Source organism: Citrobacter sp. CK180 (assembly GCF_030333655.1).
GTDB classification, from domain to species: domain Bacteria; phylum Pseudomonadota; class Gammaproteobacteria; order Enterobacterales; family Enterobacteriaceae; genus Citrobacter_B; species Citrobacter_B koseri.
Map to the genome: position 1 here is coordinate 65,605 of NZ_JAOWFM010000043.1, position 21,517 is coordinate 87,121.

20 protein-coding genes are annotated in these 21,517 nt (G+C 54.5%); 8 read left to right on the top strand and 12 right to left on the bottom strand.

The window, feature by feature from the left end:
• Positions 1 to 5: 5 nt before the first annotated feature.
• The 5 genes from ruvA to aspS all read right to left on the bottom strand — a co-directional run bounded on the left by ruvA (position 6) and on the right by aspS (position 4,243).
• Positions 6 to 617, bottom strand: coding sequence for a Holliday junction branch migration protein RuvA (gene ruvA, locus OGV50_RS07885; protein ID WP_012131997.1), 612 nt, complete (start codon positions 615 to 617; stop codon positions 6 to 8).
• A gap of 80 nt (positions 618 to 697) precedes the next feature.
• A complete protein-coding gene (gene ruvC / locus OGV50_RS07890; protein WP_012131995.1) occupies positions 698 to 1,219 on the bottom strand; it encodes a crossover junction endodeoxyribonuclease RuvC in 522 nt (173 codons plus the stop codon).
• 37 nt (positions 1,220 to 1,256) lie between these two features.
• On the bottom strand, positions 1,257 to 1,997 hold the full coding sequence (locus OGV50_RS07895) for a YebC/PmpR family DNA-binding transcriptional regulator (protein ID WP_012131994.1): 741 nt from the start codon (positions 1,995 to 1,997) through the stop codon (positions 1,257 to 1,259).
• A gap of 28 nt (positions 1,998 to 2,025) precedes the next feature.
• Positions 2,026 to 2,469 carry a dihydroneopterin triphosphate diphosphatase gene (gene nudB / locus OGV50_RS07900; protein ID WP_012131993.1) on the bottom strand — a complete coding sequence of 148 codons (444 nt, stop codon included), beginning with the start codon at positions 2,467 to 2,469 and terminating at the stop codon, positions 2,026 to 2,028.
• A 1-nt stretch (position 2,470) separates the two neighbouring features.
• Positions 2,471 to 4,243 carry an aspartate--tRNA ligase gene (gene aspS, locus OGV50_RS07905; protein ID WP_012131992.1) on the bottom strand — a complete coding sequence of 591 codons (1,773 nt, stop codon included), beginning with the start codon at positions 4,241 to 4,243 and terminating at the stop codon, positions 2,471 to 2,473.
• 265 nt (positions 4,244 to 4,508) lie between these two features.
• Here aspS and OGV50_RS07910 point away from each other — a divergent pair, with 265 nt between their 5' ends.
• The 5 genes from OGV50_RS07910 to cmoB are packed head-to-tail and all read left to right on the top strand — an operon-like array spanning position 4,509 to position 8,086.
• The gene (locus OGV50_RS07910; protein ID WP_153258903.1) at positions 4,509 to 5,075 is read left to right on the top strand and encodes a hydrolase; all 567 of its coding nucleotides are present in this window, start codon (positions 4,509 to 4,511) and stop codon (positions 5,073 to 5,075) included.
• Entirely contained in the window at positions 5,072 to 5,890 is an 819-nt protein-coding gene (locus OGV50_RS07915) for a DUF72 domain-containing protein (RefSeq protein WP_114847790.1), read from the top strand. The genes OGV50_RS07910 and OGV50_RS07915 overlap by 4 nt, the downstream gene beginning before the upstream one ends.
• Positions 5,891 to 5,941: 51 nt before the next feature.
• Positions 5,942 to 6,337 carry an MAPEG family protein gene (locus OGV50_RS07920; protein ID WP_012131989.1) on the top strand — a complete coding sequence of 132 codons (396 nt, stop codon included), beginning with the start codon at positions 5,942 to 5,944 and terminating at the stop codon, positions 6,335 to 6,337.
• A gap of 40 nt (positions 6,338 to 6,377) precedes the next feature.
• Positions 6,378 to 7,121 carry a carboxy-S-adenosyl-L-methionine synthase CmoA gene (cmoA, locus tag OGV50_RS07925; protein WP_286488451.1) on the top strand — a complete coding sequence of 248 codons (744 nt, stop codon included), beginning with the start codon at positions 6,378 to 6,380 and terminating at the stop codon, positions 7,119 to 7,121.
• Complete coding sequence (gene cmoB, locus OGV50_RS07930) at positions 7,118 to 8,086, top strand: tRNA 5-methoxyuridine(34)/uridine 5-oxyacetic acid(34) synthase CmoB (RefSeq protein ID WP_049010369.1); 969 nt, start codon at positions 7,118 to 7,120, stop codon at positions 8,084 to 8,086. The genes cmoA and cmoB overlap by 4 nt, the downstream gene beginning before the upstream one ends.
• Positions 8,087 to 8,251: 165 nt before the next feature.
• Here the strand turns inward: cmoB and cutC are convergent, their stop codons facing one another.
• Positions 8,252 to 8,998, bottom strand: coding sequence for a copper homeostasis protein CutC (gene cutC, locus OGV50_RS07935; protein WP_012131985.1), 747 nt, complete (start codon positions 8,996 to 8,998; stop codon positions 8,252 to 8,254).
• 33 nt (positions 8,999 to 9,031) lie between these two features.
• The gene (locus OGV50_RS07940; RefSeq protein ID WP_200053887.1) at positions 9,032 to 9,601 is read right to left on the bottom strand and encodes a VOC family protein; all 570 of its coding nucleotides are present in this window, start codon (positions 9,599 to 9,601) and stop codon (positions 9,032 to 9,034) included.
• 238 nt (positions 9,602 to 9,839) lie between these two features.
• Between OGV50_RS07940 and argS the strand changes: the two genes are divergently transcribed.
• Entirely contained in the window at positions 9,840 to 11,573 is a 1,734-nt protein-coding gene (gene argS / locus OGV50_RS07945) for an arginine--tRNA ligase (RefSeq protein WP_214143259.1), read from the top strand.
• A gap of 285 nt (positions 11,574 to 11,858) precedes the next feature.
• Entirely contained in the window at positions 11,859 to 13,700 is a 1,842-nt protein-coding gene (gene mrdA2, locus OGV50_RS07950) for a peptidoglycan DD-transpeptidase MrdA2 (protein ID WP_275155651.1), read from the top strand.
• A gap of 95 nt (positions 13,701 to 13,795) precedes the next feature.
• Here mrdA2 and bglB read toward each other — a convergent pair whose 3' ends face one another.
• From bglB to flhB, 5 genes are all read right to left on the bottom strand, one after another.
• Positions 13,796 to 14,935, bottom strand: coding sequence for a beta-galactosidase BglB (gene bglB, locus OGV50_RS07955; RefSeq protein ID WP_286488452.1), 1,140 nt, complete (start codon positions 14,933 to 14,935; stop codon positions 13,796 to 13,798).
• A 4-nt stretch (positions 14,936 to 14,939) separates the two neighbouring features.
• Positions 14,940 to 16,529, bottom strand: coding sequence for an MFS transporter (locus OGV50_RS07960; RefSeq protein WP_286488453.1), 1,590 nt, complete (start codon positions 16,527 to 16,529; stop codon positions 14,940 to 14,942).
• Positions 16,530 to 16,791: 262 nt separating this feature from the next.
• Positions 16,792 to 17,184 carry a flagellar protein FlhE gene (gene flhE / locus OGV50_RS07965; protein WP_012131977.1) on the bottom strand — a complete coding sequence of 131 codons (393 nt, stop codon included), beginning with the start codon at positions 17,182 to 17,184 and terminating at the stop codon, positions 16,792 to 16,794.
• Entirely contained in the window at positions 17,184 to 19,262 is a 2,079-nt protein-coding gene (flhA, locus tag OGV50_RS07970; protein ID WP_286488454.1) for a flagellar biosynthesis protein FlhA, read from the bottom strand. Before flhA ends, flhE begins: the two co-directional genes overlap by 1 nt.
• On the bottom strand, positions 19,255 to 20,406 hold the full coding sequence (gene flhB / locus OGV50_RS07975; RefSeq protein WP_286488455.1) for a flagellar biosynthesis protein FlhB: 1,152 nt from the start codon (positions 20,404 to 20,406) through the stop codon (positions 19,255 to 19,257). Before flhB ends, flhA begins: the two co-directional genes overlap by 8 nt.
• Before the next feature lie 510 nt (positions 20,407 to 20,916).
• On the opposite strand from flhB, the gene OGV50_RS07980 reads away from it, so the two are divergent.
• Entirely contained in the window at positions 20,917 to 21,492 is a 576-nt protein-coding gene (locus OGV50_RS07980; RefSeq protein ID WP_200090712.1) for a fimbrial protein, read from the top strand.
• Positions 21,493 to 21,517 lie beyond the last annotated feature (25 nt).

The following is a 21,517-nucleotide window of genomic DNA, read 5'->3' on the forward strand; positions in this document are numbered from 1 at the left end:
TTACCTCATAACGCGGCGCGGAGTGCTTCGCGAATCAATGTTTCACTGCTGGCGTCAGGGCGGGCAATTTTGCTCACCATGCGGCTGGCTTCCTGTGGTTTATAGCCCAGCGCCACCAGCGCAGCAACCGCTTCTTGCTCCGCATCATCCGTTGCCGGACTTGCCGGAGAGGTCAGCACCAGGTCGGCGGCCGGCGTAAAGAGGTCACCGTGCAGGCCCTTGAAGCGATCTTTCATTTCAACGATCAGGCGTTCTGCGGTTTTTTTACCAATACCCGGCAGTTTCACCAACGCGGCGGGCTCCTCGCGCTCAACGGCATTCACAAACTGCTGAGCCGACATCCCGGAGAGGATCGCCAGCGCGAGTTTCGGCCCAACGCCGTTCGTTTTGATCAGTTCTTTAAACAGGGTTCGCTCCTGTTTATTGTTAAACCCGTACAGCAATTGCGCATCTTCACGCACCACAAAATGGGTGAATACGGTCGCTTCTTTTCCAGATTCCGGGAGCTCATAAAAACAGGTCATCGGCATATGGACTTCATAGCCTACGCCGCCCACCTCAAGTAATACCAGCGGGGGTTGTTTTTCCAGAATAATGCCTCTGAGTCTGCCTATCACATTGCGCTCCTGCGTTGGGGCCGAAAAAGTAAAGTGGTATCATAAAAAAAGGCTGGATAGATATCCAGCCTCATTTGTCATTATCGTAGCCGCCCACGCGCCAGATTGAGCCGCGAGTCACTCATTTGCATCGCGTTCTGGCTAACATGGCAGTGGGTGATGGCGATAGCCAGCGCATCCGCCGCATCCGCCTGGGGATTTGCCGGGAGTTTCAGCAACGTGCGCACCATGTGCTGTACCTGGCTTTTCTCCGCGCTGCCGATCCCGACAACGGTTTGCTTCACCTGACGGGCGGCATACTCAAACACCGGAAGATCCTGGTTTACCGCCGCGACAATCGCCACGCCGCGCGCCTGACCCAGCTTAAGCGCGGAGTCCGCGTTCTTCGCCATAAACACCTGTTCAATCGCGAAATAGTCCGGCTGGAACTGGGTGATGATTTCCGTCACGCCCGCATAAATCAGCTTCAGACGAGACGGTAAATCATCCACTTTCGTGCGGATACACCCGCTGCCCAGGTAAGTCAGTTGCCTGCCCACCTGACGAATCACGCCATAACCCGTGACGCGTGAACCCGGGTCGATACCGAGAATAATAGACATCACGCGCCTCCGATTAGAACGGAATTAAACCACGTCATTATAACGTAGCCGCAACCTCATCAGAGATCTCACCGTTATGGTAAACTTCCTGCACGTCGTCGCAGTCTTCCAGCATATCGATCAGACGCATCAGTTTCGGCGCGGTTTCCGCATCCATATCCGCTTTGGTGGACGGGATCATGGACACTTCAGCGTTGTCCGCTTTCAGACCCGCAGCTTCCAGCGCGTCGCGCACTTTGCCCATCTCTTCCCATGCGGTGTAGACGTCAATCGCGCCGTCATCAAAGGTCACAACGTCTTCCGCACCGGCTTCCAGCGCGGCTTCCATGATGGTGTCTTCGTCGCCCTGTTCGAAGGAGATCACCCCTTTTTTGCTGAACAGGTAAGCCACGGAACCGTCAGTACCCAGGTTGCCGCCGCATTTGCTGAAAGCGTGACGCACTTCCGCAACGGTACGGTTACGGTTGTCAGACAGGCACTCAACCATCACAGCCGTGCCGCCAGGACCGTAACCTTCATAGATGATGGTTTCCATGTTCGCATCATCATCGCCGCCGACGCCACGCGCAATCGCACGATTCAGCGTATCGCGGGTCATGTTGTTCGACAGCGCTTTATCGACTGCCGCACGCAGACGCGGGTTAGCGTCCGGGTCACCGCCGCCCAGTTTGGCCGCCGTCACCAGCTCACGAATGATTTTGGTGAAAATTTTACCGCGTTTAGCATCCTGCGCTGCTTTACGGTGTCTGGTGTTGGCCCATTTACTATGACCTGCCATAAATAATATCTCCAAAAAGCGCGCCTTCTCAGGCGACGTTAATTACAAACTCTTCAATCGCCTGCCGGTTACTCCACGACTTGGTTAACTGCGCGGCTTCATCCGCATTAACCCAACGATAGGTCAGATGTTCGGTGAACACGATCTCTCGTTCAGAGGGAAGTGCCAGGCAAAACCAGGATTCAGTATTACGCTCAATTCCCGGCGCGTAGCGATGACGTAAATGTGAAAAAATCTCAAATTCCACCGTGCGCTGACAGTCAATTAAGGTCAGTTGCTCTGCTGCAACATCTATTGTGACCTCTTCCTTTACTTCGCGCATAGCGGCTTGCGACGCGGTTTCGCCCTCTTCCAGACTGCCGGTAACCGACTGCCAGAAATCAGGATCGTCGCGTCGCTGTAACATCAGCACTCTCCCGGTGTCCTTTGCATAAATCACGACTAACACCGAGACAGGCTGTTTGTATGCCATATCAGTTATTCTCGGCCTTCTTAACGACATCAATACCCAGCTCAGCCAGCGCTGCCGGGTTCGCGAAACTTGGCGCTTCGGTCATCAGACAGGCAGCGGCAGTCGTTTTCGGGAAGGCGATAACGTCACGGATATTGTCGGTGCCGGTCAGCAGCATAGTCAGACGGTCCAGACCAAACGCCAGACCCGCATGCGGCGGCGTACCGTATTTCAGCGCATCCAGCAGGAAGCCGAATTTCTCGCGCTGTTCCTGTTCATTAATACCCAGAATACCAAACACGGTCTGCTGCATGTCGCCACTGTGGATACGCACGGAACCACCACCGACTTCATAACCGTTGATCACCATATCGTAGGCGTTAGCAACCGCGTTTTCCGGCGCAGCTTTCAGCTCGGCGGCGGTCAGGTCTTTCGGTGAGGTGAACGGATGGTGCATCGCCGTCAGGCCGCCTTCGCCGTCATCTTCAAACATCGGGAAGTCGATAACCCACAGCGGCGCCCATTTGGCTTCGTCGGTCAGGTTCAGATCTTTACCCACTTTCAGACGCAGCGCGCCCAGCGCATCGGCAACCACTTTTTTGTTGTCGGCGCCGAAGAAAATCATATCGCCGTCTTGCGCAGCGGTACGATCCAGAATCGCTTCCACGATTTCCGCGTTAAGGAACTTCGCCACCGGGCTGTTGATGCCTTCCAGACCTTTCGCGCGTTCGGTGACTTTAATATAAGCCAGCCCTTTCGCGCCGTAGATCTTAATGAAATTGCCGTAGTCGTCGATCTGCTTACGGCTTAAGCTTGCGCCACCCGGCACGCGCAGAGCCGCTACGCGACCTTTCGGATCGTTAGCCGGGCCGGCAAAGACGGCGAATTCTACAGATTTCAGCAGGTCGGCAACGTCCACCAGCTCCATCGGGTTACGCAGGTCCGGTTTATCGGAACCGTAACGGCGCTCGGCTTCGGCGAAGGTCATGATCGGGAAGTCGCCCAGATCCACGCCTTTCACTTCCTGCCACAGATGGCGTACCAGCGCTTCCATCACTTCACGCACCTGCGGCGCAGTCATGAAGGAGGTCTCGACGTCGATCTGGGTAAATTCAGGCTGACGGTCAGCACGTAAATCTTCATCACGGAAGCATTTTACGATCTGATAGTAGCGGTCAAAACCGGACATCATCAGCAGCTGTTTGAACAACTGCGGAGACTGCGGCAGCGCGTAGAATTTACCTTTATGAACGCGCGAAGGCACCAGGTAGTCACGCGCGCCTTCCGGCGTCGCTTTGGTCAACATCGGGGTTTCGATGTCGAGGAAGCCGTGGTCGTCCATAAAACGACGCACCAGGCTGGTGATTTTGGCACGGGTTTTCAGGCGTTGAGCCATTTCCGGGCGACGCAGATCCAGATAACGGTATTTCAGACGCGCTTCTTCGGTATTGACGTGATTAGAGTCAAGCGGCAGAGAATCTGCACGGTTGATGATCGTCAAATCGGACGCCAGCACTTCGATTTCGCCCGTCGCCATGTCGGCGTTGACGTTTTTCTCGTCACGCGCACGCACGGTGCCGGTCACCTGGATGCAGAACTCATTACGCAGTTCAGAAGCCAGCTTTAACGCATCCGCACGATCCGGATCAAAGAAGACCTGTACGATACCTTCGCGGTCGCGCATATCGATAAAGATCAGGCTACCAAGATCACGACGACGGTTGACCCAACCACACAGAGTCACCTGCTGCCCCACGTGGGACAGACGTAGCTGTCCGCAATATTCTGTACGCATGAGATATCCCTTAACTTAGCCGCTGGCGGATTGTTGCCTGCTTTACAGGCGACGTTGTCGCAGCTTTAGCTGAATGTCACAACTGAATGAAAAAAGGCGGCTATTATACTGGAAATTCTGCCGCACGATAAGTCCGATACTGACTGTACGCGTGTTTGCTACGCGGTTATTGCGTATTCTCACAAAAATTAACAATATTTGTCGTCACTTTCCTTCGGGAACGCGCTTAAGGTGTAGCGGAATCATCTATTTTACAGGAGTCATCATGCTGGAACTGAACGCCGCAACCACTGCCCTGGTCGTTATTGATTTACAGGAAGGGATCTTACCTTTCGCTGGCGGCCCCCATGCGGCAAGCGATGTTGTCGCCCGCGCAGCGAAACTGGCCGAAAAATGTCGGGCAAACGGCTCGCCGGTGGTGATGGTTCGCGTCGGCTGGTCCGACGATTATGCCGACGCGTTAAAGCAACCCGTCGATGCCCGGGCGCCAGCCAACGCGCTGCCGGAAAACTGGTGGCGTTATCCGGCGGCGCTCGGTAAAGGCGACAGTGACCTGGAAGTCACCAAGCGTCAATGGGGCGCGTTCTATGGCACCGATCTTGAGTTACAATTACGCCGCCGGGGAGTCGACACCATCGTGCTGTGCGGCATCTCCACCAATATCGGCGTAGAATCCACCGCGCGTAACGCCTGGGAGCTGGGTTTTGGTCTGGTGATCGCCGAAGATGCCTGTAGCGCCGCCAGCACAGAACAGCATCAAAGCAGCATGACACATATTTTTCCGCGTATCGCCAGAGTGCGCAGCGTGGAGGAGATCCTTAACGCGTTATGATCTACATCGGATTACCGCAATGGTCGCATCCTAAATGGGTGCGTCTGGGTATCACCAGTCTTGAAGAGTATGCCCGCCACTTTAACTGTGTGGAGGGCAACACCACCCTGTATGCGCTGCCGAAAGCAGAAATTGTCGAACGCTGGCATGCGCAAACAACGGACGATTTTCGCTTCTGCTTTAAGTTCCCCGCGACGATTTCGCATCAGGCCGCGCTGCGTAACTGCGACGATCTTGTGCAGGAATTTTTTACCCGCATGTCGCCGCTGGAGGCAAGAATTGGTCAGTACTGGCTGCAACTCCCCGCGACGTTTTCACCGCGCGACCTCCCTGCGCTCTGGCGCTTTCTTGACGCGTTGCCAAAGGCATTCACCTATGGCGTCGAAGTGCGCCATCCCGTGTTTTTCGCCAAAGGCGAGGAAGAACAACAGCTCAATCGCGGCCTGGTTGAACGCGGGGTGAATCGGGTGATCCTCGACAGCCGCCCGGTACACGCCGCGCATCCTCATAACCAGGCCATTCGCGAAGCGCAACGCAAAAAACCTAAAGTGCCGGTCCATGCCATCGTGACCGCGAAGCATCCGTTGATCAGGTTCATCGGCAGCGACAATATGGTGCAAAATCAGACATTTTTTGCCGACTGGCTGGCGAAACTCCCGCGGTGGGAAACGACCTCTACGCCGTATCTTTTTCTACACACGCCAGATATCGCGCAGGCTCCCGAGTTAGTGAATACATTATGGGAAGATTTACGCGCGGCCTTGCCCGGCATTGGAACCGCACCGTCTATTCCACAGCAATCTTCTCTTTTCTGAAATTGCCACCTATCATAGACAGTGCCATCAGGCATTTTAAAGGGAGTTTGTATGGTAAGCGCGCTATATACCGTATTAGGTGCGTTGTTGTTGATGAAGTTCTCTTTTGATGTTGTCCGACTAAGGATGCTGTATCGCGTTGCCTACGGTGACGGCGGTTTTAGCGAACTACAAAGCGCCATCCGCATTCACGGTAATGCGGTGGAATATATTCCTATCGCTGTCGCGCTGCTGCTGTTTATGGAAATGAACGGCGCCGAAACATGGATGGTGCATATCTGCGGGATTATTTTAATCGCTGGTCGGCTGATGCATTATTACGGTTTCCACCACCGTCTGTTTCGCTGGCGGCGCTCCGGGATGAGTGCGACCTGGTGCGCCTTGTTGCTGATGGTGCTGGCGAATCTTTGGTATATGCCCTGGGAGTTGGTTTTCTCCTTGCATTAGCGCACAATACGCCACTTTATTTTTCCCGGATTTTTACGTTATGTCTCACCGCGACACGCTTTTTTCTGCGCCTATCGCCAGTCTGGGCGACTGGACCTTTGATGAACGGGTAGCTGAAGTCTTCCCGGATATGATCCAGCGCTCTGTTCCCGGCTATTCCAATATCATCTCCATGATTGGCATGCTGGCCGAACGCTTCGTACAACCCAATACGCAGGTCTACGATTTAGGCTGTTCACTGGGCGCTGCGACGCTCTCGGTGCGTCGTAATATTCATCATGCCAACTGTAAAATCATCGCCGTCGACAACTCCCCGGCGATGATTGAACGCTGCCGCCGTCATATCGACGCTTACAAAGCCCCGACCCCGGTTGAGATTGTGGAAGGCGATATTCGCGACATCAGCATCAAAAACGCCTCAATGGTGGTGCTGAATTTTACCCTGCAATTCCTTGAGCCGCTTGAGCGCCAGGCCTTGCTGGATAAGATTTATCAGGGTCTGAATCCGGGCGGCGCGCTGGTGCTGTCGGAAAAGTTCAGCTTTGAAGACACAAGGGTTGGCGAATTGCTGTTCAATATGCACCATGACTTTAAACGCGCCAACGGCTACAGCGAACTGGAGATCAGCCAGAAGCGCAGTATGCTGGAAAACGTCATGCTGACCGACTCGGTTGAAACCCACAAAGCGCGTCTGCATCAGGCCGGTTTCGAGCATAGCGAACTGTGGTTCCAGTGCTTCAACTTTGGTTCGCTGGTGGCGCTGAAGTCCGGGGTGCCCGCATGATCGAGTTCGGTAATTTTTATCAGCTGATTGCCAAAAGCCCGCTTTCTCACTGGCTGGAAACCCTGCCTGCGCAAATCGCGACTTGGCAGCGCGATCAGCATGGTCTGTTTAAGCAGTGGTCGAACGCGGTGGAGTTTCTGCCGGAATTAACGCCGTACCGTCTGGATTTATTGCACAGCGTCACTGCCGAAAGCGAAACGCCGTTGAGCGAAGGCCAGCTTAAGCGTATCGACACCCTGCTGCGAAACCTGATGCCGTGGCGTAAAGGCCCGTTCTCTCTGTATGGCATCAATATTGATACCGAATGGCGCTCCGACTGGAAATGGGATCGCGTTTTGCCGCACCTGTCCGATCTGACCGGCCGCACTATTCTGGATGTCGGCTGCGGCAGCGGATATCACATGTGGCGCATGATTGGCGCGGGCGCGCATCTTGCCGTGGGAATCGACCCGACGCAGTTGTTCCTGTGTCAGTTTGAAGCGGTACGAAAATTGTTGGGCAACGACCAGCGCGCGCATCTGTTGCCGCTGGGCATCGAGCAGCTTCCGGCGCTGAATGCGTTTGATACCGTCTTTTCAATGGGCGTGCTTTACCACCGTCGTTCTCCGCTGGAACATCTCTGGCAACTGAAAGATCAACTGGTGAAAGACGGCGAACTGGTGCTGGAAACCCTGGTGGTGGAAGGCGATGAAAACACCGTGCTGGTGCCAGGCGACCGCTATGCGCAGATGCGCAACGTCTACTTTATCCCTTCCGCGCTGGCGCTGAAAAACTGGCTGGAGAAATGTGGTTTTGTCGATGTGCGGATTGCCGATGTCTGCGTGACCTCCACCGAGGAGCAGCGTCGCACCGGGTGGATGGTCACCGAGTCGCTGGCTGATTTCCTCGATCCGAATGACCACAGTAAAACCGTCGAAGGTTACCCTGCCCCGCTGCGCGCGGTGCTAATTGCGCGCAAGCCGTAATTGATTGCCCGGTGGCACTACGCTTACCGGGCCTACAAACCCCGTAGGCCTGATAAGGCACAGCCGCCATCAGGCATAAAAAGCGCAAAAAAAGGCCCCTGTTGAAATGGCAGGGGCCTGGTACGAGCAAGCATCATATTGGGCGACATGATGCAACGGTAAAAATCAATTGGCCTGATGGCGCACAATGACTCCTTTCATTTCAGCAACCGCCGCCCCGTCTACCGCATAGCGCGAATACTCGTCCGCTTGTGCGTCAGTTGACATGGACAATCCATGATTGCGATAACGCATTGGTGAGGCTTGCCACGCTCCTGCGGAGCTGTGCACTTCCTGCACCCCGGCATCAAGGAAACGTTGCAGATTCTCTGAACGAACCCCTGCTCCGGCCATAATGATTGGAGCATCGCCCTGCGCAATAAGTTCCATAATTATTGGCAAACCGTGCACCGCATCTGATTTTTGCCCTGAAGTGAGCACTCTGGCGACACCCAAATCCGCGAGATTCTTCAGTGCATTGAATGGATTAGCGCACATATCAAACGCGCGATGAAAAGTGACGGCCAGCGGCCCGGCGGCGGCCATTATTTTCTCCATTCGCGCGAGATCCACATTGCCATCGACATCCAGCACGCCAGTAACCAGACCGGGAAATCCCAGTTCTCTGACAGTACGCACATCCTCAAGCATTGCGGCAAATTCACCATCGGTATAACAGAAGTCGCCGCCGCGAGGACGAATAATGGGATGCACCGCAATCGCAACATGCTGGCGAACCGTGCGCAGCACACCCAACGACGGCGTCAGTCCCCCCTCTTTCGGCGCCGCGCACAATTCAATGCGATCCGCGCCATTTTGCTGCGCGGTGAGCGCACATTCCATGCTGTAACAACAGATCTCCAGTAACGCCATGTTCACTCCTTTTTAGCGTTTTCGCGCGTCACGTCAGTCGGCTGACTGTTCGCTTGCCACAATGGCCTCAATTGACCAGGGATGAAATTTAATGGTCACCTTGCCGTCGGTCACGGCCAGCGTCGGGTTCGGCAGACGCTCGCGCGCCCCTTTCGGCGAACTGGTTTTCACGACAATGCCCGGCTGGCTCAGCCCCTCGTCGGACAACAGCGCCAGCGCCCGCGCGTTCAGGCTCTCCGGCTCGCCAGGGAGGACAATTTCGATATGCTCCCAGCCTTCATGCGGGTAGCGTTTTTCACCCGGCCACGGCAATTCAACAATCGAAAACCGCCAGTGTTCGACGCAAACAGGCTCATGTAATTTGAACAGGCAGATCGGCCTGCCGTTGATGATATTTTCCGACAGCAGCTCGCCGCACTGTTCAAATCCGCGACGCCAGCGCTCAGCGGTCGCATTCTGGTGGCAGCGCAAAGAAATGTGATCGGCTTCAAGCGGTGCGAAATCCAGACCGAGGCGAGTGGAAAGTTCTCTGAACGCCAGAGTGAATCGCGGTAAATCTGCGGAAATATCATGCAGTTCGTCAATAGTCTGCCAGTTCGCCATAATCAAAACTCTTATCGGTGTACAAAGTCGCTAATTTACTCTGTTGTGCATCGCCAACCAACCGCTGATTTCTTTGAATATAAAATGAATGCTTATGCATAATTTTATTGCGCATATTTCCAGCGATACGGCGCGCGCGCAATGCTGACGCCAACGGGCATTTGCAGTATACTCCCGCCCTAAATTCTTAAACTGGCGCGGACTCAGTTAATCCGCGTCTTACACGTAAGGTATTCCGGTGAATATTCAGGCTCTTCTCTCAGAAAAAGTTAGTCAGGCCATGATTGTTGCAGGCGCGCCTGCAAATTGCGAACCGCAGGTTCGTCAGTCAGCAAAAGTACAGTTCGGCGACTATCAGGCCAACGGCATGATGGCAGTTGCTAAAAAACTGGGTATGGCGCCGCGACAACTTGCAGAGCAGGTGCTGACTCATCTGGATCTCAACGGCATCGCCAGCAAGGTTGAAATCGCAGGTCCTGGCTTTATCAATATTTTCCTCGACCCGGCATTTCTTGCTGAACATGTTCAACAGGCGCTGGCTTCTGAACGTCTGGGCGTGGCTAAGCCTGCGAAACAGACCGTGGTTATCGACTACTCCGCGCCTAACGTCGCGAAAGAGATGCATGTCGGCCACCTGCGCTCCACCATCATCGGCGATGCCGCCGTGCGCACGCTGGAGTTCCTCGGCCATCACGTTATCCGCGCTAACCACGTCGGCGACTGGGGAACACAGTTCGGTATGCTTATCGCCTGGCTGGAAAAACAGCAGCAGGAAAATGCAGGTGAAATGGCGCTGGCCGACCTCGAAGGTTTCTACCGTGATGCGAAAAAACATTACGATGAAGACGAAGCGTTCGCCGAGCGCGCGCGTAACTACGTGGTGAAACTACAGGGCGGCGACCCGTACTTCCTCGACATGTGGCGCAAGCTGGTCGACATCACCATGACGCAGAACCAGATCACCTACAATCGCCTGAACGTTACGTTAACCCGTGACGATGTGATGGGTGAAAGCCTGTATAACCCGATGCTGCCTGGCATCGTCGCCGACCTGAAAGCTCAGGGTCTGGCGGTTGAAAGCGAAGGCGCAACCGTTGTTTTCCTTGATGAATATAAAAACAAGGAAGGCGAACCGATGGGCGTGATCATTCAGAAGAAAGATGGCGGCTATCTCTACACCACCACCGACATCGCCTGCGCGAAATACCGCTATGAAACGCTGCATGCGGATCGCGTGCTGTACTACATCGACTCCCGCCAGCATCAGCACCTGATGCAAGCATGGACCATCGTACGCAAAGCCGGTTACGTGCCGGATTCCGTGCCGCTGGAACACCATATGTTCGGCATGATGCTCGGTAAAGACGGCAAGCCGTTCAAAACCCGCGCGGGCGGTACGGTGAAGCTGGCCGATCTGCTGGATGAAGCGCTGGAACGCGCACGCCGTCTGGTGGCCGGGAAGAACCCGGATATGCCTGCCGACGAGCTGGAAAAACTGGCCAACGCGGTTGGTATCGGCGCGGTGAAATATGCGGATCTCTCCAAAAACCGCACTACTGACTACATCTTCGACTGGGACAACATGCTGGCGTTCGAAGGCAACACCGCGCCATATATGCAGTATGCCTATACCCGCGTGCTGTCCGTGTTCCGTAAAGCGGAGATTGACGAGAGCGCCCTGTCCAGCGCGCCGGTCGTTATCCGTGAAGATCGCGAAGCCCAGCTGGCTGCGCGCCTGTTGCAGTTCGAAGAAACGCTGACCGTGGTCGCGCGTGAAGGTACGCCGCATGTGATGTGCGCCTACCTGTATGACGTTGCCGGTTTGTTCTCTGGCTTCTACGAGCACTGCCCGATCCTCAGCGCGGAAAACGAAGAGGTTCGTAACAGCCGTCTGAAACTGGCGCAACTGACCGCGAAAACGCTGAAACTGGGTCTGGATACGCTGGGTATTGAGACCGTAGAACGGATGTAATCACATCGAGTGATATGAAAACCCGCGCTATGTCGCGGGTTTTTTATTTTCCCGAATGACCGCCCTCGTAGGCCTGATAAGCGAAGCGCCATCAGGCGGTAAGGCGCACCTTGCCGGATGGCGGCGTAAACGCCTTATCCTGCCTACGAGAAACGGCTACGTTAACTGTAATTTGTAACGACTCACAAGGAATGACACATTTCCGTAGAGAGATGGAACATCTTTTGTCTGTCATGCCGGTGACGCCTCCGTATTATTAGGCGGCGAATTTATCGGGTGTGGACAATGACGTTTAAAGATTTTGCTGCGGAAGAAAAACTCTTTCTGAGACGCGTGATAGTGGCCTTTGGCCTGGTGGTTGTCTGCTTTGGCGTCCTGATTGTCAATCTCTACGATTTACAAATCCGTCAGCATCAGTATTACACGACCCGTTCAAACGAAAATGACATCAAAATGCTGCCCGTCGCCCCGACGCGCGGCATCATCTACGATCGCAACGGTATTCCGCTGGTGCGTAATATCACCTGGTATGATATTTCCGTCACCCCATACAAAATTGCCGACATGGACGCGCTGTTACATCAGCTTACCCCTCTCGTGGATCTCACGCCTGATGATATTGCGGCCTTTCACCATGCGTTGAAATCAGGCAGCCGCTATCGCCCGGTGGTATTGAAAAACGCGCTGTCGGACGTCGAAATTGCCCGCTTTTCCGTTAACCAGTTCCATTTCAACGGCGTGACGATCAACAGTTATGAAGACCGTCAGTACCCCTACGGCGCGGAGCTGGCGCATGTGCTCGGTTACGTGTCGAAGATTAACGACAGCGACCTGAAAGCGCTGGATGAAAAAGGTCTGGCTGAAAACTATGCCGCCGATCACAACATCGGTAAGCAGGGCATTGAACGCTATTACGAAAATGATCTGCACGGCAAAACGGGCTACCGGGAGGTCGAAGTGGATAACCACGGACGCATCGTGCGCCTGTTAAAAAATGTCCCGCCCGTTGCCGGCAAAGACATCCACCTGACGCTGGATTTACATCTACAGGAATATATAGAAAGCCTGCTTGCCGGTCAGCGCGCGGCAGTGCTGGTCGAAGATCCCCACGACGGTTCAGTACTGGCGATGGTCTCCACGCCCAGCTATGACCCAAACCCGTTTGTGAAGGGCATCAGCCATCAGGATTACGGCAGGTTACTGCATGATAAAGATCTGCCGTTGATTAACCGCGTCACCCAGGGGCTGTACCCGCCCGCCTCCACGGTGAAACCTTATATCGCGATGTCTGCGCTGTTAAACGGCGTTATCACGCCGCAAACCACCTTCTTCGGCGCGCCGACCTGGACGCTCCCCGGTACGCAACGCCATTACCGCGACTGGAAAAAAACCGGCCACGGTATGCTGGATGTCACCAAAGCGATTGAAGAATCTGCCGACACCTTTTTCTATCAGGTCGCCTGGATGATGGGGATCGATCGCATTAACACCATGCTCGGTCAATTTGGTTACGGTAAGCCCACCGGTATCGATCTGGATGAAGAGTATAACGGCCTGCTGCCCAGCCGCGAGTGGAAAGAGAGAGTACATAAAAAAGCCTGGTATCAGGGAGATACGATTTCAGTCGGTATCGGCCAGGGATACTGGATTGCCACGCCGATCCAGATGGTGAAAGCGATGGTAGCACTGATCAACAACGGGAAAGTGATCGCCCCTCACCTGCTTCAGAGTGAAGTGTCCGGCAAGACCGTCATGCCCTGGCAGGCACCTCAGACGGAAACGCAGATTGCCGATGCCGCCTCGCCTTATTGGGGGCTGGTGCGACAGGCGATGTTTGGTATGGCGAATGCGCCGAACGGCACCGGTTATAAATTCTTCCACACCGCGCCCTACGGTATTGCAGCCAAAAGCGGCACTTCGCAAGTGTTCAGTCTGAAAGAAAACCAGACCTATAATGCGAAAATGATCCCCATCCGTCTGCGCGACCATGTGTTTTACACCGCTTTCGCGCCGTATAAAAACCCGAAAGTCGCGGTGGCGTTGATTCTGGAAAACGGCGGCAGCGACGGCGTGACCGCCGCGCCGGTGATGCGGCAAATCATGGATCACCTTTTTGCGCCGCAATAACAGCACATGCCGGATGGCGGCGTAAACGCCTTATCCGGCCTACAAACTGCGTCGAACCGTAGGCCCGATAAGCGCAGCGCCATCGGGCGTCCCTCTCAAAAATACTTACGCAAATACTCTGTCAGACACAGTATCGCCATCGCCTGCCCGTACGGCATCGATGTCAGCGGAATGTCGCGATAGAAATCCAGATCGTGCCCCATTCCCGTGCCAAAGGACGTTTGCAGCAGCTCGCCTTCCGGCGAAATGTGTTTCACGATACCGCGAATCGCGCTTTCAGCCGTCTGCGCATATTCCGCCCCAACATAGCGTTTACGCACCGCTTTCAGAATGCCGTAGGCGAACCCCGCCGTTGCCGAGGCCTCCAGATAGGAATCAGGATCGTCCAGCAGGGTATGCCATAGCCCACTCTCATCCTGACAATTTGCCAGCGCGGCGATCTGCGCATTCAGAACCTGAATCAAATAGCGACGAACCGCGTTCTTCTCCGGCAAATCGACCAGTTCCAGGAAATCTGGAATCACGATGGTAAGCCAACTGTTACCCCGCGCCCAGCGAGCCCTGGCAAAGTTATGATGTCCATCATAGCTCCAGCCGTGGAACCACAGACCGGTCTCTTTATCCATCAGATTCTGTACGTGCAGCAGGAACTGATAAATCGCCTCTTCCACATACTCCGGGCGGTTGAACAGTTTGCCAATCTTCGCCAGCGGCATCACCGTCATCATCAGCGTGTCATCCCACATCTGCTGATGGTTTTCTTCCGCCAGCGTCATGTGCTGCATACCACCATGATCGGTGCGCGGCATCTCATTCATCGCCCACTCCGCCCAGGACTCAAGCCAGGGCAGATACGCCGGATTACGCGTCTCTTCATAGCGATACGCCAGCGTCAAAAATGGCGCCATCGTGTTAACGTTTTTGGTGGTCGCGCCTTCGGCGAAACGCTCGGCAAACCAGTTATCGATAATGTCGCGCATTTTCTCATCACCGGTCTGTTGATAATACTGATGCATACCGTACAGACCGACGCCATGCGTCCACTCCCATCCTGCCCAGCCTTTGGTATCAATCACCCGGCCATCGTCCAGGCGCAGCAGAAATTGTCCGCTCTCATCCCTGATATTGACCAGATTGTTCGTCACCGTCTGAATCAAGGCTTGCAGCGCTTCCCGGGAGATAAATCGCGCCGGCTGACGTAATAATGGGCTGTGTTTGACGGGCCAAACTTTCATATCCTTAACCTCTGTTCAATGTCGAATTCAGCGCAGCGCCCTGTTGAAGCGAAGGCGCCGCAGGTTTATTACGGTTCAGATAACCAATATTGTTGTTACCCCACAGTGATTCATACGGCATACCGGAGAGCATCTCGACGGTCGCACGCGCCTGCGGCGTGATGGCTTCCGGCATCACCCGGCCCGACTCACGCATTTTGGCGGTCTCTTCACGCAGGGTGCCGTGCGTTTGCAAATTCAGTTTGAAACGCAAAGAAACCAGGAAACCAAAGGCCAGCACGGACAGCGTGCCGCAGCTCAGAATCAGCAGAATGGTATGACTGACCGTGTCAGGCTGTATGCTCTGCCCTGAGACAAAACCAGACATCTGCATCACAATCCCGACCAGCATGACGGCCCCGGCCTGAGAGGCTTTACGGGTCAGCGTCATGATGCCCGCGAAGATCCCTTCCCGCCGTTGACCGGTAATCACCTCATCAACATCGGCAATATAGGTGTAGGTATTCCACGGCACATAGTTGATCCCGCCGCGACCAAGCCCCGCCAGCGCTGAGATCAGCAGCAGCAGCAGCAGCGAATAAACATCGCTTAAGCCCGCATAATAAAGAACGGCATAAGAGAGAGAACTCAGACCAAAGAGCACCACGACCATCCGGTATGACGGCGCAGGCCCGAAGCGAATGCACAGCGGGATCATGGCAATCACCGCAATGAACTGGAAGATAGCCATCGTACCGAGCAGATTCGACGCCAGTGAGGCTTCCTGCATCAGGACAAAAACAACATACCAGGTAAAGACGGCGTTAAAGACGTCCTGTGCGATATATCCCCCAAGATACATCCCCAGATGCTGGCGGAAAATCTTGATGCGCAGCGTCGAGCTCAGCTCAACAAACAAACGGCTCATACTCTGGCTGAACGTCAGGCTTTTCTTCTCTTCTTCTGCGCGCAGCGCCGCCTCCGTCCACTCTTCGCGCGGGCGCTCCCAGGTAAAGAACCACACAAAAGTCAGCATCAGCGCGCACAGCACCGAGAACACCAGGCTGGCATAGAAAAAAGAAACGGGGTTGTCTTTACCAAAGGCAGTCAGCAGGATACCCGGCAGGAACGAGGCCAGAATCGCAGACATTTGCGCCATTGAGATACGCGCCCCGGAGAACCGGGTCTTCTGTTTGAAGTCATCGGTCATTTCCGGCACCAGCGTCTCGTAAGGGACAAGAATCATGGTGTAGACAATGTCGAACAGCAGATAAGTCAGCAGGTAGTACCAGAATCCCATATCGCCAACCCACATGAGCGAGTAGCTAAAGACGCATGGAATACCCAGCAGAATAAAGAATTTACGACGGCCAAAGCGTCTGCCGAACCAGGTCGAACCGAAGTTATCGGTCAGAAAGCCCATCAGCGGGCTGACGACCGCATCCAGAACCCTCGCGGCAGCGAAAATGAATGTCGCCTCAATCGGCGTAAGGCCACAGAAGGTCGTGTAGAAATAGAGTAACCATGCGGCGGTTAATGCAGTGGTTCCTGCGCCCAGAAAATCGCCCGAACCATAGGCTAAATAATTCGCCAATCCAATTTTACGTGTTTTCATGCCGTTAACCCTGCAAATTGTTGGGAGACCCCCGGCATATTGGCTTCGCCAAAGGGAGTTTTTACACGGCCACAGTAAAAGCTAACAGGAAGTGAAACCTTTTCATTTTTGCCACGCCATCAGACGAGATGGCAAAAATACAAAGAGTCTGGCAACGCGCGTCACCGATTTATAAAACAGCGTTTCTATTGAATCAAAAGATGGGGTCAAAATTGTGAGGCAGCCAGCACGTTGTCTGCTGGCTGCTGTTGGCGCGGGGGAGTTAACGATAGTTTACAATCACCTGATTACGCTGCACTTTTAATGCGGGAATCAGTCGCCCGCCGCCCGGCACCTCCCACACGAAGCGCAACGGTTCAGCGGCAGGCACATTCGCGAACCCGTGGGTGGTTCCGCTCTGTCCGTCCAGCTCCACGCAACGGGACTGTGAACACAAACGCGCCCGAAGCCCCGCCGGCGTCGGGCCATTCAGTTCATAGCGCCAGGCGACCAGCGTCATTAAACCGGACACCGGCTGGCCTGACGACAATGGAGCAGACGACGCCGACACCCCACGATGGTTCAGGGTAATGCCGATACTGCTGGCCTGCCATGCCCCTTCTCCGGCGGCCTGTACCGCCAGCGGAAATAACAATAAACCGAGTAATTTACGCATTATTTCCCTCCAATTGTCGCCGTCATACGGATGTTGCGATTATCAGAAAGCTCCATGTTCGATAACACCACCAGCTGCGGCAAACTCCGGCGTAAAAAGCGCGACAGCAGCGGGCGTAGCGCGTGGTTCACCAGCAGAACCGGCGGCGCGCCCAGCATTTCCTGACGGGACAGCGCCTCCTGGGTTTGCGCCAGCAAGCGATCGGCCAGCCCCGGCTCAAGGCCGCCACCGCCCTGTAACGCCTGCAACAGCAGGCGCTCCAGCGGAGTATCCAGACCAATCACCTGCACTTCGTCATTGCCCGGGAACCACTGCTGCGTAATCGCCCTGCCCAGCGCCACACGCACCACGGCGGTTAATTCATGCGGATCGCTTTGCAGCGGCGCATGTTCCGCCAGCGTTTCCAGAATCGTGCGCATATCACGGATCGGCACTTTTTCATCCAGCAGGTTCTGCAACACTTTATGCAGGGTCGTGAGCGTTACAACGCCAGGCACCAAATCTTCCGTCAGCTTTGGCATCTCTTGTGATACGCGATCCAGCAGTTGCTGCGCCTCCTGGCGACCAAACAACTCTGCGGCAAACTGACCAATCAAGTGGTTAAGATGCGTCGCCACGACGGTACTGGCTTCCACCACGGTGAAGCCCTGAATCTGCGCCTGCTCTTTCAGCGCGCTTTCGATCCAGATGGCGTCCAGGCCAAAAGCGGGATCGACAGTCTGTTCGCCCGGCAGCGTTCCCGCCGCCGTGCCAGGGTTAATCGCCAGCCAGCGCCCCGGATAGGCGTCGCCGCTGCCAATTTCTACCCCTTTCATCAGAATGCGATAGCGCGCTGGCTGTAAGTCCATATTGTCGCGAATGTGTACCACCGGCGGCAGGAAGCCCATATCCTGGGCAAACTTTTTACGAATACTGCGGATTCGCCCGAGCAGTTCGCCGTCCTGCTGGAAATCCACCATCGGGATCAGGCGGTAGCCCACCTCCATGCCCAGCGAATCTTCAAGCTGTACATCGTTCCAGGTGGCTTCAACCACCGAATTATTTTCCGGCATCTTGACAGCCTGCGGCTCTGCCGGTGGTTTTTGTTCACGCCCGCGCAGCCACCAGGCAAGGCCCAATAGCGCCGCCGTAAACATCAGGAACACCAGGTTTGGCATCCCCGGCACCAGACCAAGCAGGCCGAGAACCGATGCGCTGAGCAGCATCACGCTCGGGTTGCTGAACAGCTGCCCCACCATCTGTTCGCCCACATCCTGGTCGGTGCTTACGCGGGTGACGATAACGCCCGCCGCCGTAGAGATCACCAGTGCCGGAATTTGCGCCACCAGGCCGTCGCCGATCGTCAGCAGGGTGTAACTTTCCGCCGCGTGCCCCATGTCCATCCCGTGTTGCAGGACCCCCACCAGCAGGCCACCCACGATGTTAATGACCATGATTAAGATACCGGCGATGGCATCCCCGCGCACAAACTTACTCGCACCGTCCATTGACCCGTAGAAATCCGCTTCCTGCGTCACTTCAGCACGACGTTTTTTCGCTTCATCTCCGCCAATCAGACCAGCGTTCAGGTCGGCGTCGATCGCCATCTGTTTACCGGGCATCCCATCCAGCACGAAACGCGCGCCCACTTCCGCGATACGCCCGGCGCCCTTGGTGATAACCATAAAGTTGATGATGACGAGAATGACGAACACCACGATACCGATCGCAAAGTTGCCACCGACCAGGAAGTGACCAAACGCCTCGACCACTTTCCCCGCCGCCGCTGCGCCGGTATGCCCTTCCATCAGGATGATACGGGTCGACGCCACGTTCAGTGCCAGGCGCAACAGCGTGGTGAAAAGCAATATTGTCGGGAATGCGGCAAATTCCAGCGTACGCTGGGTGAACATCGCCACCAACAGCACCATGATCGACAGCGCGATATTAAAGGTGAACAGCAGGTCGAGGATGAAGGCGGGCAGTGGCAGCACCATCATCGACAGAATCAGCAGGATGAGGATCGGCCCGGCAAGAATTTGCCATTGCGTGGATTTCAGGTTGCTGGGCAGGCGCAGCATCGCGACCAGATTAGCCATCAGTATTCTTCTCGTTCATAAAATCCAGTGCTTCAGGCACAGGAAGATTTTCAGGTTGTGGAGGACGTTGTCCACCGGCAAGACGCCAGCGTTTGAGCTGCCATACCCATGCCAGCACTTCTGCCACTGCGGCATAGAGCTGGCCGGGGATTTGCTGACCAATTTCAGCATGCCGATACAAGGCGCGCGCCAGCGGGGGCGCTTCTAAGGTCGGCACCCGATGTTCCGTGCCGATTTCGCGAATGCGCAGCGCCACCAGTCCCGCGCCTTTGGCGACCACTTTTGGCGCACTCATTTTGTTTTCGTCGTACTGCAACGCAACCGAGTAATGCGTCGGGTTAGTCACGATGACATCCGCTTTAGGCACATCTTCCATCATGCGACGCTGCGCAGCCGCACGCTGCATCTGGCGAATTTTCCCTTTGATGTGCGGATCGCCTTCACTCTCTTTAAATTCATCGCGAATATCTTTACGCGACATCCGCAGTTTCTTCAGGTGGCTGAAGATCTGGAAGACGACGTCAAACGCCACCATCGGAATCACGCCCAGTACAACCAGAAGCGCGCACAGCCCGACTAAATCAAGCGCGTTGCCCATCGCCGTAACCGGAGATTCCGCCATCAGGCGCATCATCTCCGGCCAGTGATGCCAGAGATAAAATCCCGCCACGCTTCCCACCAACGTCGATTTCAGGATTGCTTTCAGCAGTTCCGCGCCGGTCTGGGCGGAGAACATGCGTTTAATCCCCGATAGCGGATTCAGTTTTGAAAATTTGGGTTGCAGTGATTTACCGCTGAAAATCAGGCCGCCGAGCATGACCGGCGAGATCAGCGCGACCAGCACAACGCCGGTGATGAGCGGCAGCAACGCAATCATCGCCTCTTTAATCAGCAAAATAATCTGCCCGAGGATCAAATTGGGGTCGTTCACCATGCTGTGATCGAAACGCAGCCCAGCCGACAACATCCCCGCCAGGCGACGCGCCAGCGACTCACCGCCGATCCAGATAATGCAAACGCCCACCAGCAAAATCAGCAGTGAGGTCAACTCCTTCGATCGGGGGACTTGCCCTTCCTCCCGCGCTTTTTCAAGTCGGTGGGGTGTGGGGGCTTCTGTTTTGTCGTCGTCGCTCTCTTCTGCCACTGCATACGCCTGCTGCCATTACGTTGCATCGATCATGCCAGAACACGCCGCAGTCAATAGGCGGAATAGCCCCCATAACGCCCTCTTTTTGTCTTGTTTGTCAGCAAGCGGATTTTCTCTGCCGGTCAGGCGTCTTATTTTCGGAATAAGGGAAGTGGGATCACATTTCATTGACATAAAATACAATGAGCATTTATATAAACCTGTATTACGGAGGTTAATTTCGCCTTCTGCCATCAAGATTAAAGAAGCCTTTAAAATATATTACCTGGTTTTCATTTCTTCAATTTATCTTTTCACCAGAGAAAAAATACTTTATTACAATATTTATGCACAGAAAGCAGGCAACACTGACGGTATAATAGTCTTCATTGATTCACAGAATATATTTTAAATTCACACATATAGATATAATTTAATATTGACCCCGTTTTCTATTTGCAATAAATTCACCCCATCTGAAACTGAACAATTTCATATCATGGATATCACCGTTAAGGAACTACAGTTATGAACGCAAGAGGACATATTATATCAGGCGCACTGCTGGCACTGGCGTCAACGGGAACCTTCGCCGCCGAAATGGATGCCGGTACGATTCACTTTACAGGACAAATTATCGAACCCAGTTGTGAGATTCAGGGTGATGATGGAACGAACAGCATCGTGCCATTAGGTACTTACCCCACCTCTCTTTTTTCCACTCCAGGAACTGAATCAACGCTTGCCCCCTTTTCCATTGTATTAGTGGATTGCCCACTTAAAAGCGATGGTCTGCCCGCCGTTCAGTTAACGTTTAACGGGACAACCGCCCTGACAGGTTCTTCGACATTACTGGATGTCAGTAAAATCACTACCGCCGGAGATACGGCGGCAACAGGGGTCGGTATTGCCGTTAGCCCGGAAAATAAAGACACGCAACTCATTACAATGGATGGTGGAGAAGGACAGGTGTTTATCGAATTACCCACTCTGACGGGCGATTCTGTTCAGGCGAATTTCAATGCCCGTTATAAATCATTCGCGCAAACCGTCACTGCGGGCCCGGCCGATGCGGATATGACCGTAAATATACTTTATCGTTAATAACCTGACTTTACTCATTGATAAA

Coding starts and splice junctions, on each gene's coding strand:
- aspS (WP_012131992.1), bottom strand. CDS start 4,243: ATGCGTACAGAATATTGCGGACAGCTACGTCTGTCCCACGTGGGGCAG.
- mrdA2 (WP_275155651.1), top strand. CDS start 11,859: ATGACGTTTAAAGATTTTGCTGCGGAAGAAAAACTCTTTCTGAGACGC.
- ruvC (WP_012131995.1), bottom strand. CDS start 1,219: ATGTCTATTATTCTCGGTATCGACCCGGGTTCACGCGTCACGGGTTAT.
- cutC (WP_012131985.1), bottom strand. CDS start 8,998: ATGGCGTTACTGGAGATCTGTTGTTACAGCATGGAATGTGCGCTCACC.
- nudB (WP_012131993.1), bottom strand. CDS start 2,469: ATGGCATACAAACAGCCTGTCTCGGTGTTAGTCGTGATTTATGCAAAG.
- cmoA (WP_286488451.1), top strand. CDS start 6,378: ATGTCTCACCGCGACACGCTTTTTTCTGCGCCTATCGCCAGTCTGGGC.
- OGV50_RS07895 (WP_012131994.1), bottom strand. CDS start 1,997: ATGGCAGGTCATAGTAAATGGGCCAACACCAGACACCGTAAAGCAGCG.
- flhE (WP_012131977.1), bottom strand. CDS start 17,184: ATGCGTAAATTACTCGGTTTATTGTTATTTCCGCTGGCGGTACAGGCC.
- OGV50_RS07910 (WP_153258903.1), top strand. CDS start 4,509: ATGCTGGAACTGAACGCCGCAACCACTGCCCTGGTCGTTATTGATTTA.
- OGV50_RS07980 (WP_200090712.1), top strand. CDS start 20,917: ATGAACGCAAGAGGACATATTATATCAGGCGCACTGCTGGCACTGGCG.
- bglB (WP_286488452.1), bottom strand. CDS start 14,935: ATGAAAGTTTGGCCCGTCAAACACAGCCCATTATTACGTCAGCCGGCG.
- OGV50_RS07940 (WP_200053887.1), bottom strand. CDS start 9,601: ATGGCGAACTGGCAGACTATTGACGAACTGCATGATATTTCCGCAGAT.
- OGV50_RS07915 (WP_114847790.1), top strand. CDS start 5,072: ATGATCTACATCGGATTACCGCAATGGTCGCATCCTAAATGGGTGCGT.
- OGV50_RS07920 (WP_012131989.1), top strand. CDS start 5,942: ATGGTAAGCGCGCTATATACCGTATTAGGTGCGTTGTTGTTGATGAAG.
- OGV50_RS07960 (WP_286488453.1), bottom strand. CDS start 16,529: ATGAAAACACGTAAAATTGGATTGGCGAATTATTTAGCCTATGGTTCG.
- flhA (WP_286488454.1), bottom strand. CDS start 19,262: ATGGCTAATCTGGTCGCGATGCTGCGCCTGCCCAGCAACCTGAAATCC.
- cmoB (WP_049010369.1), top strand. CDS start 7,118: ATGATCGAGTTCGGTAATTTTTATCAGCTGATTGCCAAAAGCCCGCTT.